Below are 18,053 nucleotides of genomic sequence, written 5' to 3' on the forward strand. Positions count from 1 at the left end.
GAAACCTCCCGCTGCGTTATTTCAGCAGCTTATCCAGCATGTTGATATCAGTGTTGTTGTGCAGGTGCGGTACGGTCCAGCCGTGCTGGTCGTACTCGGACATGCAGCGGTCAACCATCGCCATCATCTTGTCCATGTTGCCGGAGCTTTGCGCCTGACGCAGGCATTGCAGGCGGACCTCATCCTGGCTACCGGAGTAGTTGATTTCGTACAGCTCGTGACGTCCGCCAAACTCGCTGCCGATGGCATCCCACATCAGTTTCAGAATCTTGATGCGTTCGACATGATCCATCCCGTTGGAGCCGCGCACGTACTTCGCCAGGTACTGGTCGATCTGCGGGTTGTTCAGGTCCCGCGCGCTGGACGGCAGGTAGATCAGCCCCGAGGTCACGTTACGTTCGATGATGTTCTTGATCTTCGCATAGGCCATTGGCGCCATCACGCGGTAGGTCTGTAACGCCGCGTGGTCAGGCAGATACGCGCCGTTTACCCACGGAGTGGCTTCGGAGCACATGGAGTCGCTCAGCGCCCAGAACATGTTGCGCCATGCCACCACTTCGCCGAGATCCGCCTGCACGCCGCGGAACTCGAGGGTGCCGGTACACTCCAGCGACTTCTTCAGCAGAGCGGTGATGAAGTCGAGCTTCACTGCCAGACGCACGCAGGCCTGAAGCGGGTACATGCGGGCGAAGCCACCTTCCATCGTCCAGCGACGGCAGCGGTCGAAATCGCGGTAGATCAGCACGTTTTCCCATGGGATCAGCACATGATCCATCACCAGAATGGCGTCGTTCTCGTCAAAGCGGCTGGAGAGCGGGTAGTCGTACGGAGAGCCTGTCGCCCCTGCCACCATCTCGTATGAGGCGCGGGAGATCAGCTTCACCCCTTCGGCATCCATCGGCGCGACGAACATCAGCGCGAAGTCCGGATTTTCCCCCATCACCTGCGCGGAGCCGAAGCCGATCATGTTGTAGTGGGTCAATGCCGAGTTGGTGGCCACCACTTTCGCGCCGCTGACGATGATCCCGGCGTCGGTCTCTTTCTCCAGCTTGATGTAAACGTCTTTCACCTCGTCCGCCGGTTTATGGCGATCGATCGGCGGGTTGACGATGGCGTGGTTAAAGTACAGGCCGGTTTCCTGAATACGGGTGTACCAGTTGCGGGCGTTCTGCTCGAACTGACCGTAGAAGGCAGGGTTAGCGCCGAGCGCGCAGCCGAACGCGGCTTTGTAGTCCGGCGTACGCCCCATCCAGCCGTAGCTCAGGCGCGACCACTCGGCGATGGCGTCACGCTGCTGGCGCAGATCGTCGGCACTTTTCGCCACACGGAAGAATTTATGGGTGTAGCCGCCGCTGCCGGTGTCGGTACCCCAGCAGAGGGTATCCTGCATGTCTGGCTTGTGCAGGGCATCGTACATCTGGGCGATGGACGCCGCCGCATTGCGAAATGCCGGGTGGGTAGTGACGTCCTTAACGCGCTCGCCGTAGATATAAATCTCACGGCCATCTTGCAGGCTTTTTAAATACTCTTCACCGGTTAACGGACGTTTGGCATCAGCGCGGAAATCTTCAGGCTTCATAGGGACCTCGTATCGGAAGATGGTTGTTAAATTTATGTTTTGTTTTTGTTGTTTAATTGAAGCTTGAGACGGGCGGAACGTGAAGGGACGATTGGGACAACGGCAGGTACTTTTCGGGTGAGAGGTGGTTTTGTGATCTGTGCGGCTTTTCGGCGGGTGGCGCTGCGCTTACCCGCCCTACGAACCGTTATGCGTTCAGGAAACCGGTACTTTCTGCGCCCGGTATGCGCTGGGTGAGCACCCCGTCAGTCGGTTAAAAAAACGGGCGAAATAGGCCGGATCTTTAAACCCCAGCTGCCAGGCAATTTCGCTCACTGTGCTGTCGGAAAACAGCAGCAAACGCCTGGCTTCCCGCAGCTGGCGGTCGAAGATCAGCCGTTTCGGCGAGCGGTTGGCGAAGCGGCGACAGATATCGGTCAGGCGAGATTCGGTGAGATGCAATTCGCTGGCATACTCCGGCACCGTCCAGTGCTCGTGGTAATGAGCATCTGTCAGCTGGTTAAAGCGCTGAAAAAGCTTCAGCTCACCGCGCATGCCGCCTGACGCGTGGTCGTCGAGCTTCGCGTTGCGCAGCAGCAGGGTAAAAACGGCCTGGGCCAGCAGGACCAGCGTATGCTCGCGACCGGGCAGTTGTTCCGTGGATTCCCGGGCAATCAGCTGCCAGTAGTGCTTCAGCGCCGCCAGCTCGTCAGGCCTGTCGGCAAGCGACAGGCAGATCCCCGGCAGGCCGAACGCTTCCCGCGTACCGGGGTAGAGCACTTCTAACAGCGGCCAGATGAGATCCTCGCGCACCGTCAGCACGTGGCCGTCGCTGTCGGATTCGGTAATAAACGCGTGCGGCACCGACGGTGGTGTTAGCACGAACAGCGGCGCCTGCACCGAGTAACGGTGGTCGTCGAGCTGGAGCTCAATCTGCCCGGTGTCGAGAAAATGCATCTGAAAATACTGGTCGTGGCGGTGCGCCTGCATGTCGCGGCCAAAAAAGGCCGCCATGCGGGCAAACGACTGGTAGTGCACATCGTCGGTGCCCAGACTTTCGTCGTAATCCTTGCTGATATCAATGTTGGCGATGGGGCTCTGGCACATGATCGTTCCTCTGTTGATCCCGCTGCGTCATCGGAATGCGCGTCAGCACCAGCGCGCCCACCACCAGCAGACCCGCCACGAACCACAGTCCCGAGCTGAAGCTGCCGGTCGCGTCGCGCAGAATACCTATCAGCAATGGGCTGACGGCAGACCCGACGTTGCCGATGGCGTTGATCACCGCCAGCGCCACCGCGCGGGATTGCAGGCTAATCACCTGATCCGGCGTGGTCCAGAATATCGCCATGGCGGTAAACGATCCGGTTGAGGCCATGATGATGCCAAGCAGCTGGATCAGGCTGTGATCGGTCGCCGAGGCCAGCATCCATCCCGCCGCTGCAAAAAGATACGGCAGGATGGTGTGCTTTTTTCGCTCTTTCAGCCTGTCGGAGCGGCGGCTCCACCAGATCATCCCGAGGATGGTGCAAAACTGCGGGATCGCCGCCAGCAGGCCAATCACGATATTGCTGCTGCCGGTGTTGAAGCTTTGCAGGATCTGCGGCGTCCAGATGTTGATCGCGCTCAGCGTATTCGTCAGGCAGAAGTAGGCCAGCGTGTAGAGCAGCACGGCGGGCGTCAGCACCTCGCGCAGCGTCGAGCGCGGCGTGGCGGTATGCGCAATGGCCAGCTCCTGTTCGCGGGCGATCATCGTTTTGAGTGCCTGCTTTTCGTCATCATCCAGCCAGGTGGCCTGATCCGGGGTGTCGTTAAGGTAGAACCAGGTCACCACGCCGAGCACCACCGACGGCAGCCCCTCCAGCAGGAACAGCCACTGCCAGCCCTTCAGGTTCCACAGCCCGTCCATCGCCAGAATGTACCCGGAGAGGATCGAGCCGAGCATCATGGTCACCGGCATGGCGATCATAAACAGCGCGTTGGCGCGGGCGCGGTGATAGGCCGGGAACCACCAGGTGAGATAGACCAGGATCCCCGGCAGGAAGCCCGCTTCGGCAATGCCTACCAGCATGCGCAGGACGTAGAGCGTTTCAGGGCTGGTGGCGAACATGGTGCAGGTGGAGGCGATGCCCCACACCACCATGATCCCGGCGATCCAGCGCCGCGCGCCGATTTTCGCCAGCATGATGTTGCTGGGGATCCCGCACAGCACGTAGGTCACGTAAAACAGCGTCGCGGCCAGGCCAAACATGGTTGACGTGAGGCCCAGATCTTTGCCCATCGTCAGCCCGGCAAAGCCGATGTTGATGCGATCGAGAAACGAGAAAACAAACAGGATAAAAAGAAACACGATCAAACGACGGAACAGCTTATTAATAACGCGATGTTCAACAGCTTTATTATGCAGGGTTGAGGTCGTCATGTTGCGCTCCACATCGTACGTTTAGTAGACGGATTTATTGTTATCAACTGCTGTGGTGACGTCGGTAAAGCGGGCCGCCAGCGCTTCGGCGCTGCGGGCGAGCAGGGTGGTATCCACGCCGACCGCGACAAACAACGCGCCGAGGCTGAGATAGCGTTTTGCCAGCTGTTCATTCGCCATCAGGATGCCGGGCGCTTTGCCCGCGCTGAGGATCTGCGCGATCGCCTGTTCAATGGCGGCCTGCACCTCCGGGTGCTGCGGATTACCGGCGAAGCCCATGTCGGCGCTCAGATCCGCCGGGCCGATAAACACGCCGTCCACCCCTTCCACGTCCAGGATCTGCGGCAGGTTTTTCAGCGCCTCGCGAGTTTCGATTTGCACCAGCACGCACATGGCGTCGTTAGCCTGATGCAGATACTCCGGGATGCGGTTCCAGCGCGACGCCCGCGCCAGCGCGCTGCCGACGCCGCGAATGCCGGCAGGCGGATAGCAGGTGGCGCTGACCGCCAGACGGGCTTCGTCGGCGTTTTGCACCATCGGCACCAGCAGGGTTTGCGCCCCCACGTCCAGCAGCTGCTTGATCTGCACCGGATCGTTCCACGATGGGCGCACCACCGGCTGGCTGGGATAAGGGGCGATGGCCTGGAGCTGAGTCAGGACGGTCTGCACGCTGTTCGGCGCGTGCTCACCGTCGATCAGCAGCCAGTCAAAACCGGCCCCGGCCAGTAGCTCAGCGCTGTAGCTGCTGGTCAGCCCCAGCCACAGGCCGATTTGCGGCTTTCCGGCTTTCAGCGCGGTCTTAAATGCGTTTTCCATGGTGCACTCCTACACAAAGCGGCAACTGATGGAGCCCATGTTGCCGTAGTCGACGTGGAAGGTGTCGCCTCTGCTGGCGGCAACCGGGCGGGTAAACGAGCCGCCGAGGATGATCTGGCCTGGCTCAAGCTGCACGTCGTATGGCGCGAGTTTGTTCGCCAGCCACGCCACGCCGTTTGCCGGGTGGTTAAGCACGCCTGCGGCGACCCCGGTCTCTTCGATCACACCGTTGCGGTAGAGCAGGGCGGAGATCCAGCGCAGATCCAGCTCGTCGGGTTTAATCGGGCGGCCGCCGAGGATCACGCCCGCGTTGGCGGCGTTATCGGAGATGGTGTCGAACACCTTGCGCGGGCGCTGGGTTTCCGGGTCAACGTTATGGCAGCGGGCGTCGATCAGCTCCAGGGCGGGGATGACGTAATCCGTGGCGTTGTAGACGTCGAAGATCGTGCAGTTCGAGCCGCGCAGCGGTTTTGCCAGCACGAAGGCCAGCTCCACTTCGATGCGCGGGACGATAAAGCGATCCACGGGGATGTCGCTGCCGTCGTGGAAGAACATATCGTCCAGCAGCGCGCCGTAGTCCGGCTCGCTGATCTGCGAGCTGGCCTGCATCGCTTTGGAGGTGAGGCCGATCTTGTGGCCTTTCAGCACGCGGCCTTCGGCGATTTTCAGGCTCACCCATTCGCGCTGGACGGCGTAGGCGTCTTCAATGGTGATCTCCGGGTACTCCAGCGAGATCGCGCGGATCTGCTCCCGGGATTGTTCCGCCTGATGCAGGCGGTGGGCGATCAGGGTATGGGTGTGTTTGTCGAGCATGGCGTATCCTTTGTGCGGCTGTTGCCGGGTGGCGCTTCGCTTACCCGGCCTACGGTTCGGTGCTGCTGTTGCCGGGTGGCGCTGCGCTTACCCGGCCTACGGTTTGGGGCCGTTGTAGGCCCGGTAAGCGCAGCGCCACCGGGCGAGCAAACGGCTACTTAAACAACGCGTGCACGTTGTTCTGCTTGTAATTAAGCGTCGGGTGCAGCTCGTCGAGCTCGAACGACAGCGCCAGATACCGGCTGTTCATCAGCGCTGCGAAATGATCTTTAATCAGCGCAAACAGCATTTCACCGACCTCTTCCCGGCTTTCCAGGCTGCGCCCCGCGCCGATCTTCAGCGTCATATGCACAAAGGCGTAATCGTGCTTACCGTCTGCCATCTGCCAGGTGTCCAGCCAGTGGGCGCGGCTGCGGATACCGCCGATGGGGAAGATGCCCGTGGCGGCGAGCGCCTCGTTCACTTTGGCGAACAGCCCCGGAAGGTCGGCCTCTTCGCGGATGTTGTCGGTACATTCAGCAATAAAGTGCGGCATGGTGGCTCCTTACGCGGGCAGCGGGAAAACGGCGTTGACCTGGCCGGTGCCGGAGCTGGCGAACAGCTCGGTGAGAAACTCCACCTTACCGTCGTATTTGTCCCAGCCGAGCATCCCCAGCAGCATCACCGTGTCGTGCATATTGCCCTCGCCGTAGCAGTAGTCGGCGTACTCCGGCAGCATGCTGCAAAACTCCTTGAACTGCCCCTCGCGCCACAGCTTCACCACGCGCTCGTCCATCTGGCGGTCAAACTCGCGGGTGTAGCTGTTCATCCCTTCCTCCGCGCGCTGGTCGTCGATAAAGCGGTGCGACAGCGAGCCGCTGGCAAGCACCGCCACGGTGCCGTCGTATTTTTCGATGGCGCTGACGATGGCCTCGCCCAGCCTGCGGCTGTCGGCGAAGTCGTGAACCGTGCAGAACGCCGAGATGGAGACCACTTTGAAGTGCTTATCCGCGTTCATGTAGCGCATCGGCACCAGCGTGCCGTACTCCAGCTTCAGGCTCGGGATGTTGTGCGCTTTGGCGCGTACGCCGAGCTTCACCGCCTCGTCGGCGATCAGCTGGCCGAGCGCCGGGTTGCCGTCGTAGTCGTAGGTCATGTCGCGGATAAAGTGCGGTAGCTCGTTGCTGGTGTAGACGCCCGCAAAATGGTCCGCGCAGTTGATGTGATACGCGCTGTTCACCAGCCAGTGGGTGTCGAAGACGATAATGGTGTCCACGCCCAGCTCGCGGCAGCGCTTGCTGATCTCTTTATGCCCGTCGATGGCCGACTGGCGGCAGCCGTGGTTTTTGCCCGGCAGTTCAGAGAGATACATTGACGGAACGTGTGTGATTTTTGCTGCTAAGGCTAATTTTCCCATGATCAGATCCCCCACTTTGGAATCGGATGGTCGCCCATGGAGATACAGACGTTCTTCATCTCCGCGAAGACCTCGAAGCTGTACTCGCCGCCCTCACGCCCGGTGCCGGAGGCCTTCACGCCGCCAAACGGCTGGCGCAGGTCGCGCACGTTCTGGGTGTTGACGAACACCATGCCCGCTTCGATGCTGCGCGCCAGACGCAGCACTTTGCTGACGTCCTGGGTCCAGATGTAAGATGCCAGGCCGTACTCCACGTCGTTCGCCAGGCGCAGGCCTTCCGCTTCATCCTTAAACGGCAGCAGGCAGGCCACTGGCCCGAAGATCTCCTCCTGCGCCACGCGCATGCGGTTATCGACATCCGCCAGCACGGTCGGGCGCAGGAAGTTGCCGCCTTTCAGGTGCGCAGGCAGATCGGTCGGTTTGTCAGGGCCGCCCGCCAGCAGGGTTGCCCCCTCTTCAATGCCGAGGCGGATATAGCCGGAGACTTTTTCCCAGTGCTGCTGGCTGATGAGCGCGCCAATCTGGGTGTTCGGATCGGTCGGGTCGCCCACGCGCAGGCGGTTGGCGCGCTCGGCAAAGCGTTTGACGAACTCCGGGTAGATGCTCTGCTGGATGAAGATGCGCGAGCCGGCGGTGCAGCGTTCGCCGTTGATGGAGAAAATGGTAAACAGGGCGGCGTCCAGCGCGCGCTCGATGTCTGCGTCTTCAAAAATCAGCACCGGCGATTTGCCGCCCAGCTCCATGGAATACTTCTTCAGCCCGGCGTTTTTCATGATGTTGCGCCCGGTGGCGGTACCGCCGGTGAAGGAGACGGCGCGCACGTCATGATGACGCACCAGCGCGTCGCCCGCCGTGGCGCCATAGCCCTGCACCACGTTGAGCACGCCCGCCGGAATGCCCGCCTCCAGCGCCAGCTCGCCCAGACGGTCGGCGGTCAGCGGGGAGAGTTCAGACATCTTCAGCACCGCGGTATTCCCTAAGGCCAGGCACGGCGCGACCTTCCAGGTGGCGGTCATAAACGGCACGTTCCACGGCGACACCAGCGCGCAGACACCCACCGGCTGCACGAGGGTGTAGTTGAGCATCTTGTCGTCGACCGGGTAGGTTTTGCCGTTCATCTGCTGGCACACCTCGGCGAAGAACTCGAAGTTGTGCGAGGCGCGCGGAATGAGCACGTTTTTGGTCTGGTGGATCGGCAGGCCGGTGTCGGCGGTTTCCATCGCGGCAATGTCCGGCACGTTCTGGTCAATCAGATCCCCCAGGCGACGCATCAGGCGCGCGCGCTCCTTCATCGGCAGGTTGGCCCATTTCGGAAACGCCTCTTTAGCGGCGGCAACGGCCTGATGGATTTCGGCTTCGCCGCCGGAGGCCACTTCTGCCAGCACCTCGCCGGAGGCCGGGTTAGTGGTTTGGAAGTACTCACTTCCGGCGACGTTTTTACCGTTGATCCAGTGGTTAATCTTTTTCATTTTGCAGTCTCCTCACTGACAATTCGGTTTACCAGACGGCCTACGCCTTCCACTTCCACCACCACCTCATCGCCCGGCACCACGTCGGACAGCCCCTTCGGCGTGCCGGTGGCAATCATGTCGCCCGGTTGCAGGGTCATAAAATCGCTCAGATACGCAATTAAGTAGGGGATGCTGAAGATCAGGTCTGCTGTGGTGCCTTCTTGACGCAGTTCACCGTTGACGTAGGTGCGAAGACGAAGGTTGTGCGGGTCAGGAATGGCTTCTTTTGGCACTACGTTCGGGCTGATGGGGGTCAGCCCGTCGCGGCTTTTCACCCGCAGGTTCGGGCGATAGTAGTTTTCGAGATAATCGCGGATGGCGTAATCGTTGCACACCGTATAGCCCGCCACGTAGTCCATCGCCTCGGCTTCGCTGACCTTGCGCGCGGTTTTGCCGATGACCACCACCAGCTCCGCTTCGTAATGCATGTACTCGATATTGTTCGGGCGCACCGACGTCTGGTTGTCGCCGTTAAAGGTGTTTGGCGCTTTGATAAACACCAGCGGCTCGGTGGGTGGCTTGAAGTCCAGCTCGCTGGCGTGGTCGGCATAGTTCAGACCGAGGGCAAACAGCGTGGCGTGCGGCGGCGTGCGCGAAGCGATGGCAACGTCGCGTTCCTCCACCACCGGGTTTTCCAGCGGCGGAAATCCTTCTGCCAGAATACGTACCCGATCGCCCGGGCGAACTTCGACGCGGCTTTGCGGAGTGCCGAGCAATATCGCATCGCCGGGGTTCAGGGTGGCAAATTCGCTCAGGGCGCTCAGCAGTTCGGCGGCGTTGCGGTGCAGATCGGCCGTGTTCCAGTGGTCCGCTTCGCGGCCGTTGATCTCGGTGATGATGGTCAGATTATCCACGTTATCAACGGCGACAGGTTCGCCGAGCGGGCAAAATCCATCCCGGCATTTGGCCTTGATCGCCGGACGGTAGAAGCTCTCTTCCGGCAGGCTGATTTCGTTAGCCAGCGCGTAGCCGGCGATGTACGCCGCCGCCTCTTCAACGCGTACTTTGCTGGCGGTTTTGCCCACCACCAGCGCCACCGTCGCGCCGCTTAACACGGTTTCTCCCTGCGGGAAGGGAATCGGTTCGCCTGCGCGGATAACAGTGTTATGTGGCTTGATAAACCACACCGCCGTTTTTGGCGGCGCGTTATAGGGGGCTTTTTCAAACGCCTCAGCCCAGGCCACTCGCTGGCTTTGGTGGTTTAGCGCTACGGCAAAAACAGTACCTTTCATTCCCATACTCCTCAAACCGGCTGTCCGGTTTTGATTTCATTAATATGTTAATGATCTGGTTTTATGCTTTTGCTGTTCGTTTCGCAATCAGAAGTGAATAATTTGTGATGCAAATAACAATAAATTTACATAAAAGGGTGAATTGATATTTAAATCAATAAGTTAAAAAAATAGCTTTGTTTCTGTTAGACTTTTTGGGTTAAAACGTGTTGTCTATAAAAGCATCTGTTTTTAATTGTTTATTTGTTAATGATGTAAGGGGTAGATGATGCATGACTCATTAACCATCGCGCTGTTGCAGGCGCGTGAAGCGGCGATGGGCTACTTCCGCCCGATAGTGAAGCGGCATAATCTGACCGAGCAGCAGTGGCGTATCGTCCGCGTGCTGGCCGAGCATCCCTCCATGGATTTTCACGATCTGGCGTTCCGCACCTGTATTTTGCGCCCAAGCCTGACCGGCATTCTGACGCGGATGGAGCGCGACGGTCTGGTGCTGCGCTTAAAACCGGTGACTGACCAGCGCAAGCTGTACGTGTCGCTGACGAAAGAAGGCAACGCGCTGTACCAGCGTGCTCAGGCTCAGGTGGAAGAGGCGTACCAGCAGATTGAGGCGGAATATACGCCTGAGAAGATGAAGCAGCTCACGGCGCTGCTGGAAGAGTTTATTGAACTTGGAAACCGACATATCGCCGTGAGGGACGAAGCGTAAAAACCCTAAATTCCAGGATGATTTTCGTAAAGTTTTCTCATGCCAGGCCGAATATTCTGTATCTGCCTGAGGAAAGAGAAAACATGTTAAACCGAATCAAGATTGTCACCAGCTTACTGCTGGTTTTAGCGATATTTGGCCTTTTACAACTCACGTCTGGTGGTCTTTTCTTCAATGCCCTGAAGCATGACAAAGAGAATTTCACCATCCTGCAAACCATTCGCCAGCAACAATCCACCCTGAACGGTAGCTGGGTGGCGCTGCTGCAAACCCGTAACACCCTGAACCGCGCGGGTATCCGCTATATGATGGATCAGAACAATATCGGCAGCGGCTCAACCGTCGCCGAGCTGATGCAGATTGCCTCTGCGTCTCTGAAACAGGCGGAAAAAAACTGGGCGGATTACGAAGCGCTGCCGCGCGACCCGCGTCAGAGCGACGCTGCGGCACTGGAAATCAAACGTAATTACGATATTTACCATGGCGCGCTGGCTGAGCTGATCCAGCTGCTGGGGGCGGGCAAAATCAATGAGTTCTTCGACCAGCCGACCCAGAGCTATCAGGATGGCTTTGAGAAGCAGTACGTCAACTACCTGCAACAGAACGACGCGCTGTATCAGACCGCGGTTGAAGACAGCAACAGCTCTTACCGCCAGGCTATCTGGGTGCTGATTAGCGTGCTGGCTGCGGTGCTGGTGGTGATTGTTGCCGTCTGGCTGGGTATTCGTCAGGCGCTGATTTCGCCGCTGAACCGTCTGATTGACAGCATTCGTCATATCGCCAGCGGCGACCTGGTGAAGCGCATCGACGTGGAAGGCTCCAACGAGATGGGTGTACTGGCTGACTCCCTGCGCCATATGCAGGGCGAGCTGGTGCGTACCGTGGGTGACGTGCGTAACGGCGCCAACGCCATTTACAGTGGTGCGAGCGAAATCTCGATGGGCAATAACGATCTCTCATCCCGTACCGAACAGCAGGCTGCCTCTCTGGAAGAGACCGCCGCCAGCATGGAACAGCTGACTGCCACCGTGAAGCAGAACGCCGAGAACGCCCGTCAGGCGAGCAACCTGGCGCTGAGCGCGTCTGAAACCGCGCAGAAAGGCGGCAAGGTGGTGGATAACGTGGTGCAGACCATGCGTGACATCGCCGGCAGTTCGCAGAAAATCGCCGATATCATCAGCGTGATCGACGGGATTGCCTTCCAGACCAATATTCTGGCGCTGAACGCGGCGGTAGAAGCGGCGCGTGCGGGCGAGCAGGGGCGTGGTTTTGCGGTGGTTGCAGGTGAAGTCCGAAACCTGGCGCAGCGCAGCGCGCAGGCGGCTCGCGAGATCAAGAGCCTGATTGAAGACTCCGTGGGGCGCGTGGAAATTGGTTCAACGCTTGTTGAAAGCGCGGGTGAAACCATGGGTGAGATCGTGAATGCGGTAACGCGCGTGACGGATATCATGGGCGAAATCGCGTCTGCGTCTGACGAGCAGAGCCGCGGTATCGACCAGGTTGGGCTGGCGGTGGCTGAGATGGATCGCGTGACGCAGCAGAACGCCTCGCTGGTGGAAGAGTCTGCGGCGGCGGCCGCGGCACTGGAAGAGCAGGCGAGCCGTCTGACGCAGGCCGTTGCGGTGTTCCGTATTCAGCAGGAACAGATGAAGGCGCGCGAGTTCGCCTCGGCGAAAAGCGTTGCCGCACCGGTAGTGGCGCGTAAACCGGCGACCGCAGACGCGGGCGATAACTGGGAAACGTTCTGACGCTGTGCGTTTTGCCGGGTGGCGATTGCGCCTGACCCGGCCTACGGGTTGTGCGTTTCGCCGGGTGGCGGCTGCGTCTGACCCGGCCTGCGGGATGTGCGTTTTGCCGGGTGGCGGCTGCGTCTGACCCGGCCTGCGGGATGTGCGTTTTGCCGGGTGGCGGCTGCGCCTGACCCGGCCTACGGGTTGTGCGTTTCGCCGGGTGGCGGCTACGCCTTACCCGGCCTACAGGGTGTGCGTTTTGGCGGGGGCGGCTTCGCCTTACCCGGACGGCGGAATTGGGTTTTGTAGGCCCGGTAAGCGCAGCGCCACCGGGCGATCTTACAGAGGCAGGCGCATGGCGCAGCGGGAACCATACGCTAAACCGTGCGCCGTCTCTTCCTCGCGTTTCTGGCGCAGTTCTGGCGTCAGCGTCGTCATCATTTCAAACCCTAATCGCCTGTAGAAGGGCGCATTCCACGGGACATCACGAAACGTCGTTAACGTCAGCGAGTTCAGCCCCAGACTGCGGGCATGCGCGGCGGCACGGGCGATTAACTGGCGTCCAAGACCTCGTCCCTGCCAGTCCAGGTGAACCGACAGTTCCACAATAAACAGCGTCGATGGATGAGCTTCGGCGAGAATAAAGCCCACGGGCCTGTCGTCAGCCAGCGCCAGCCAGCTTAATCCGCGTCCGGCGTAACCGAGGTGATCTTCAACAGAAATAACCTCATTGTCTGCCAGCCAGGCCAGCTCAGGAACGTCGCGAAACCGCTGCCCCGCCGCGCGTTCAATGGCGGGCAGGGCAGCGACGTCGTCGATGCGCGTCGGGCGAAGAGTGAACGCCGTCATCAGCCAGCGCTGCTCACAATTTTAATCTCCACCATGCCGATCCCCAGCTTGCGCGGAGCGTGACCGAGAATATTCCCTTCGTTAGTGGACTGCGGATCGGGTGGCACAATGACCAGCGTATTGCTGCGCGTTGGGTTATCGAAATGCAGCGTGCTGGTGGTGACATCGTTGCTCAGCGTCAGCGTCTGTTCTTTATCACCGACGCGCACCGGTATAGGACGGTTTGCGTTGGGACCAAATGCCCTGGCGGTGATCACCAGATCGAATTTCTCCGGCAGCGGATGGGTATATTCAATTTTCACCTCATCGCCCAACTGCGCGTTAGACCAGCGCCCCCAGGATTCCGGCCGTGAAATACCGCTGAACTGCTTCACCTCTTCCGGCGCGCCGGCAACATTAAAGATGAAGCTGTCTGCTTTATAACGAATGTCGTTGTCGACGATTTTCAGCAGGTCTACGTTGCGCTGATAGCGTGCGGTATCAATAATCGTATCTTTAAACGCGGTTTTTCCCTGCCACTGCGGTTTGTCAACGTGTTGCACGGTCTGCTCGCCGCCGAGTTGCCCCTGAGAGACGCACCAGTCGGTGGACAGCGAGAGCTGTTGCGACCAGAGCTGGCCCATTTTGTAGCATTTGTCGACCCAGACGAAATTATCGCGCGGGGCAAATTCCGCCAGCTGGAAGCGCAGTGGCGCGGAGTATTCGCTTTCCGGCAGCGGCTCGACGCGGTTATCCGACACGCGCAGCAGCAGCGGCAGGCGGAAATGGCTGCCGGAGAACGCGATCATTTTTTTATCCTGATCGATGGTGAAGTCTTTTATCTCTTTCGGGAAGTTCCACAGACGAATGATATCCGGCTTCCAGGCGAGGATTTTTTCCTTCATGTTGAGGAAGATTTCCGACAGGGACTGGCCCGACAGCGTACTGCGACCCAGGCCAATGAAGTTATCGCCACCCAGAATATCCAGCACGGTAGCGCCGTTATCCATCGAGTTACGTTTAGCGGCAATGATCTCCTGCTGCGGTTTATCGCCGCGCAGCACAAAGAACAGGTTGCTGCGATCCAGCTTATTCAGTTCATCCCAGGCGCTGTTTTTCATCGCCAGATGGTCAGATGAGACGACGATGACCGTATTTTTGAAATACGGCGACGCTTTGATTTTCTCGATTAACGCCGCGATATGCTCCTGGCTACAGGTCACGGCGCTGAACGACTTGTTGTTTTTACCGTCAATGTCATAGCCCTGACGTTTACAGGTGCGTGAGACGAAACCATCCGGATGATGCGTGTCAACGGTCAACGCAAACAGCGAGAAGCGTTTACCGGCGCGGGAAAGCTCCTCGAATTTCTTCCAGGTTTCATCCAGAACGGTATCGTCGTAAAAGCCCCAGTCGTTGCGGTAGGCCGGATCGGCCACCGTGGTTTTCAGCTCTTCGGAACCATACAGGTGATCGAAACCGTGGGATTTCAGGAACACATCTTTCCCGGCAAAGCGCAGGTTAGCGCCCTGCATAAAGTAGTTTTCATAGCCCGAGTTTTTCAGGATATCGCCTAGGCAAATGTTCTGCGGGAAGAAGCTCGACATCGAGGCGGAGGCGTTGCCTTCAAACGGGGCAAACAGCGGAATGCCGCACTGGGAGGCCACCATCCCTGCGATGGTGTAATCCGTGCCAGGGAGCTGCATGGTGTGGCTGAAGTCGAGGCCCTGGTTTTTCAGTGCGCCAAGCTCTGGCGTCAGGTTCGGGAAAGCATCGTTATCAAAATAGGTGCGTTCCAGACTTTCGCCGTAGATATAGACCAGGTTGAGCCTGGGATTGTCGATCTTCTTCGAGGGTTCTTTGTAATAGGCCGCAAAGTCCGGATCGCCATCGCGCGACTGGGATTTTACCAGCTCGGTAATTTGATGGAATGCCGGGCTGGCATCCACGGAGGCCAGCGCCAGGCACAGCGCCAGCAGGCTGTAGCCATGATGATGCGGACGGTGACGGCGACGGCGCAGAACCCAGGCCAGCGCGGCGAAGATGCCCACCAGGGCGACCACCAGCCCCAGGCCCGGAAGGATGTACTTACCTACACCAGCGCCGGTCAGGCTGTTGGTCAACGTGTAGAGCACCGCGTCGTTAATACCGTCGCCGGTAAAGTAATCGCTGGCATATAACGTAATGTTTAAAACAATAAAAATGCCGAGCACCACCAGGGTGGCCACAAACCACCAGGTGTGACGACCAGCTTTCCAGGCATAAACGCCGATGGAAGCCAGGAAAAGGACAAGGGACATTAACTCTGACAACAGCAGATCCTCATCATGCCGGACGCTTAGCCGGCTAATTGCTTATTTTTTGGGTAATACAATGTAATTGCGATGTCGCTTAGCTGCAATTTTAGTGTCACGAAAGTGTGCTGTTGTTAGGATTTGGTTTATAAAATCGGATTTTTGAATACAGTCGCATCGTGGCACACGGAGGCTGAGGTGGTGGCAGGGGGTAAAAAAACGCACTTCACGCCGCGGTGTAAGACTAACGTAATAAACCCGGCGTGTTGTGGCAGATAATGGGAGGCGATCAGGAGAGGAAATTAACGCCTTGTTTCAGCACCAGATCGCAGGCTTTCGTTTTTACCTGTTTCGCCAGAGATGAATTTCCAAGGGTGCTGAGGTTCAGCTGCTGGCCATTTTGCGCGTTCAGCAGACCCTGAATACCGTCCATATAGTTGGTGTCCGCTTTCTGCTCCTGGGTGTCCAGACCCAGTTTACCCAGCACCTGGTTTTTGATGTTTTCGGTATCGGTAACGGAAGCCAGTTTCTGCTTCGCGCAGTATTCCAGAATGCCCGCCGCGTTGTTCATCGTTCCGGCGCTCAGGCTTTGGGAGCTGTTACTCAGCAGGCCGGTGAGGGACGAGGCTGACAGCCCGCCCTGGGAAGTGCCGCTCTCTTTGGTTAACTCACTTGCTGCGCTGGAGAGCGACTCCTGCCATGATGCGGCCTGCGCTGCGCCAGTCACCAGCAGGGCGCCAGTAAGGATGCTGATAAGAAACTGTTTTTTCATAATGATTTACTCAACAAGGTCCGTTTTGGGCCAAAAGTGGGTTCAGTATATACCTCTGCTCTTCCGGTGCTCCCTGGAAATATCTTAATACTCTTTGCCGGTGACGCGGCTGCGATAGCTGTCCCAGTCGAAGATGACGTACAGGCTGTTACCCAGCTTCATGCGATCCATCACCCGCTCGCCAAGAAGTCGGGTCATCTCGTCGATATTGTGGTTCGTCAGCATACCGGTTGGGCGTTTTGACGACGAACGGCGATCGACAATCTGATTGATGATCACTTTTTCGTAGCGGGACTCCGTCTGGACGCCGATCTCGTCGATGACCAGCAAATCCACGTTACTCAAATCATTCAGCAGCTGTTCTTCGCTGGTTTCGCGGTTACTGAAGGTGTCCTTCATGGCGGACATAATATCGGCCACGGTGATAATCAGCACTGACTTCCCGCGCAGCAGCAGCTCGTTGCAGATTGCGGCCGCAAGGTGATTTTTCCCCGTGCCGGGTTTTCCGCTAAAGATGAAGCTGGCAATGTTGCCGTCAAATTCATCCACGTACTGGCGCGCCTGGTTGAGGGCGTTCATCTGCCCCTGTGACTCGACCTTATAATTCTCGAAGGAGCAGTTCTGGTGCAGAGGGCGAATGCCCGAGCGGTTAAAGGTGCGCTGCATTTTCATCGCGCGGTTTTCGCGGGCGAGGGCAGCCGCGCGAATTTTACCTTGCTCTTTTTGCCATGCCAGCAGCTCTTCACCGGTGGTGAAGGCGGGCTTCACGTTGGCGGGCATCATCTTCTGCAAACGTTTCATCAGGTCGCCGACGTTTTTCATTTCGCACCTCGGAATCCATCAGGGATTTTTTTGTCCGGTTCTGAAAAGGCATTGATATCACGTTTTGGCTGGCCATTGTTGCTGGCGCGGTTGATTTGCAGACTGCGCGCGAACTTTTGCTGCCACTGAACATGGTGGAAGACTTTTCCTTCAGCCTGCCAATAAGCGGTAAAGGCCGCCAGCTCTTCTGGCGTCGCGGGCTGCGCGAGGGCTATTCCCCATAAGGCCGCCTGCCGCTGAAAATCGGCGTCCGGCTGCCAACCGGCGTACATGGGAAATTTTCCCATTGGAACGGCCACCGGGGCGCTGGCGGGTTCGTCAAAAAACTGATTATCCAGCATGACATCGCTCGCCGGACGCGACAGCTTCGCTTCAATTTCCAGAAGCTGCGCCAGACGTTCCGGCGTGACCGCATAAAACGCCGGGGCGTTGTCGGCAAATACCGCGAGCGTGCCGCCTTCGGCGTGCGTCAACACACCGCGAGGATCGCGCATAAAGGCATCAATGCCAGCAATGCTGGTGGTCAGGATTCTGGAGGACATAACACTTTCTCAACTGATTACTACGGACGTGATTGAGGGTTATGGTAGCACAGAGAGAGGGGGAGGAAAGGAGAGGATTTCCCCGGCGGCGTTACGCTTACCGGGGCTAAAATCACAGGCGGCAGTTTACGCGATGATGTTCAGCGTCACGTCGATATTGCCGCGCGTCGCGTTAGAGTACGGACAGACGATATGCGCTGCATCCACCAGTTTTTTGGCTTCCGCTGCGTCCATCCCTTCAACGTGGATGTTCAGCTTCGCTTCGATACCAAAACCGGTTGGCAGCGGGCCAATCCCCACTTCGCCTTCAATAAAGGCGTCTTTTGGCAGAGCGAATTTGTCGCGTGCCGCAACGAACTTCATTGCGCCCAGGAAGCAGGCGGAGTAGCCCGCAGCGAACAGCTGTTCAGGGTTGGTTACTTCACCCCCCATGCCGCCCATCTCTTTTGGCACACCCAGTTTGACATCCAGAACGCCATCGGAAGACGTTGCGCGGCCATCACGGCCTCCGGTTGCTTTGGCTTTGGCAGTGTAGACAACTTTTTCTAAAGACATGGCAGGTTCCTCATCTTACGTTTATATGCACTATTAAATAGCGCGCGATGTAT

The 18,053-nt window shown here is 58.4% G+C and carries 17 protein-coding genes; 2 read left to right on the plus strand and 15 right to left on the minus strand.

The window, feature by feature from the left end; genetic code table 11:
• Positions 1–16: 16 nt before the first annotated feature.
• The 9 genes from hpaB to hpaG form a co-directional block, all read right to left on the minus strand.
• Positions 17–1,579: a 4-hydroxyphenylacetate 3-monooxygenase, oxygenase component gene (hpaB, locus tag ACJTMZ_RS11910; protein WP_023295873.1), complete on the minus strand. Its 1,563-nt coding sequence runs from the start codon at positions 1,577–1,579 to the stop codon at positions 17–19.
• A 195-nt stretch (positions 1,580–1,774) separates the two neighbouring features.
• Positions 1,775–2,665 (minus strand): 4-hydroxyphenylacetate catabolism regulatory protein HpaA, encoded by an 891-nt coding sequence (gene hpaA / locus ACJTMZ_RS11915; RefSeq protein WP_017383853.1) that lies wholly within the window; start codon positions 2,663–2,665, stop codon positions 1,775–1,777.
• A complete protein-coding gene (gene hpaX, locus ACJTMZ_RS11920) occupies positions 2,637–3,980 on the minus strand; it encodes a 4-hydroxyphenylacetate permease (RefSeq protein ID WP_165747396.1) in 1,344 nt (447 codons plus the stop codon). Before hpaX ends, hpaA begins: the two co-directional genes overlap by 29 nt.
• A gap of 21 nt (positions 3,981–4,001) precedes the next feature.
• Entirely contained in the window at positions 4,002–4,796 is a 795-nt protein-coding gene (gene hpaI / locus ACJTMZ_RS11925; protein ID WP_126805007.1) for a 4-hydroxy-2-oxoheptanedioate aldolase, read from the minus strand.
• A gap of 9 nt (positions 4,797–4,805) precedes the next feature.
• Entirely contained in the window at positions 4,806–5,609 is an 804-nt protein-coding gene (hpaH, locus tag ACJTMZ_RS11930; RefSeq protein ID WP_252010796.1) for a 2-oxo-hept-4-ene-1,7-dioate hydratase, read from the minus strand.
• Positions 5,610–5,763: 154 nt separating this feature from the next.
• Positions 5,764–6,144 (minus strand): 5-carboxymethyl-2-hydroxymuconate Delta-isomerase, encoded by a 381-nt coding sequence (locus ACJTMZ_RS11935; protein WP_033486715.1) that lies wholly within the window; start codon positions 6,142–6,144, stop codon positions 5,764–5,766.
• 9 nt (positions 6,145–6,153) lie between these two features.
• Complete coding sequence (gene hpaD / locus ACJTMZ_RS11940; RefSeq protein ID WP_039262285.1) at positions 6,154–7,005, minus strand: 3,4-dihydroxyphenylacetate 2,3-dioxygenase; 852 nt, start codon at positions 7,003–7,005, stop codon at positions 6,154–6,156.
• A 2-nt stretch (positions 7,006–7,007) separates the two neighbouring features.
• Positions 7,008–8,474, minus strand: coding sequence for a 5-carboxymethyl-2-hydroxymuconate semialdehyde dehydrogenase (hpaE, locus tag ACJTMZ_RS11945; protein WP_017383848.1), 1,467 nt, complete (start codon positions 8,472–8,474; stop codon positions 7,008–7,010).
• Positions 8,471–9,748, minus strand: coding sequence for a 4-hydroxyphenylacetate degradation bifunctional isomerase/decarboxylase (gene hpaG, locus ACJTMZ_RS11950; protein ID WP_032670602.1), 1,278 nt, complete (start codon positions 9,746–9,748; stop codon positions 8,471–8,473). Before hpaG ends, hpaE begins: the two co-directional genes overlap by 4 nt.
• Positions 9,749–10,016: 268 nt before the next feature.
• Here hpaG and hpaR point away from each other — a divergent pair, with 268 nt between their 5' ends.
• Both hpaR and tsr read left to right on the plus strand, forming a co-directional pair.
• Positions 10,017–10,457 (plus strand): homoprotocatechuate degradation operon regulator HpaR, encoded by a 441-nt coding sequence (gene hpaR / locus ACJTMZ_RS11955; RefSeq protein ID WP_047732763.1) that lies wholly within the window; start codon positions 10,017–10,019, stop codon positions 10,455–10,457.
• Between the two features lie 83 nt (positions 10,458–10,540).
• A complete protein-coding gene (tsr, locus tag ACJTMZ_RS11960; protein ID WP_017383845.1) occupies positions 10,541–12,205 on the plus strand; it encodes a methyl-accepting chemotaxis protein in 1,665 nt (554 codons plus the stop codon).
• Positions 12,206–12,526: 321 nt separating this feature from the next.
• On the opposite strand, the gene ACJTMZ_RS11965 is transcribed toward tsr, so the two are convergent.
• The 6 genes from ACJTMZ_RS11965 to ACJTMZ_RS11990 form a co-directional block, all read right to left on the minus strand.
• Positions 12,527–13,036: a GNAT family N-acetyltransferase gene (locus ACJTMZ_RS11965; RefSeq protein ID WP_045141642.1), complete on the minus strand. Its 510-nt coding sequence runs from the start codon at positions 13,034–13,036 to the stop codon at positions 12,527–12,529.
• Complete coding sequence (gene opgB, locus ACJTMZ_RS11970; protein ID WP_017383843.1) at positions 13,036–15,327, minus strand: phosphatidylglycerol--membrane-oligosaccharide glycerophosphotransferase; 2,292 nt, start codon at positions 15,325–15,327, stop codon at positions 13,036–13,038. Before opgB ends, ACJTMZ_RS11965 begins: the two co-directional genes overlap by 1 nt.
• A 271-nt stretch (positions 15,328–15,598) precedes the next feature.
• Positions 15,599–16,081, minus strand: a complete 483-nt coding sequence (locus ACJTMZ_RS11975) for a DUF2501 domain-containing protein (protein WP_015572603.1) — start codon at positions 16,079–16,081, stop codon at positions 15,599–15,601.
• 84 nt (positions 16,082–16,165) lie between these two features.
• A complete protein-coding gene (dnaC, locus tag ACJTMZ_RS11980; protein WP_003856580.1) occupies positions 16,166–16,903 on the minus strand; it encodes a DNA replication protein DnaC in 738 nt (245 codons plus the stop codon).
• Positions 16,900–17,445: a primosomal protein DnaT gene (dnaT, locus tag ACJTMZ_RS11985; protein WP_003856579.1), complete on the minus strand. Its 546-nt coding sequence runs from the start codon at positions 17,443–17,445 to the stop codon at positions 16,900–16,902. Before dnaT ends, dnaC begins: the two co-directional genes overlap by 4 nt.
• A gap of 126 nt (positions 17,446–17,571) precedes the next feature.
• Complete coding sequence (locus ACJTMZ_RS11990) at positions 17,572–18,000, minus strand: organic hydroperoxide resistance protein (protein ID WP_003856578.1); 429 nt, start codon at positions 17,998–18,000, stop codon at positions 17,572–17,574.
• Positions 18,001–18,053: the final 53 nt, after the last annotated feature.

This window comes from Enterobacter sp. DN (genome assembly GCF_046054285.1).
GTDB lineage: Bacteria > Pseudomonadota > Gammaproteobacteria > Enterobacterales > Enterobacteriaceae > Enterobacter > Enterobacter hormaechei_C.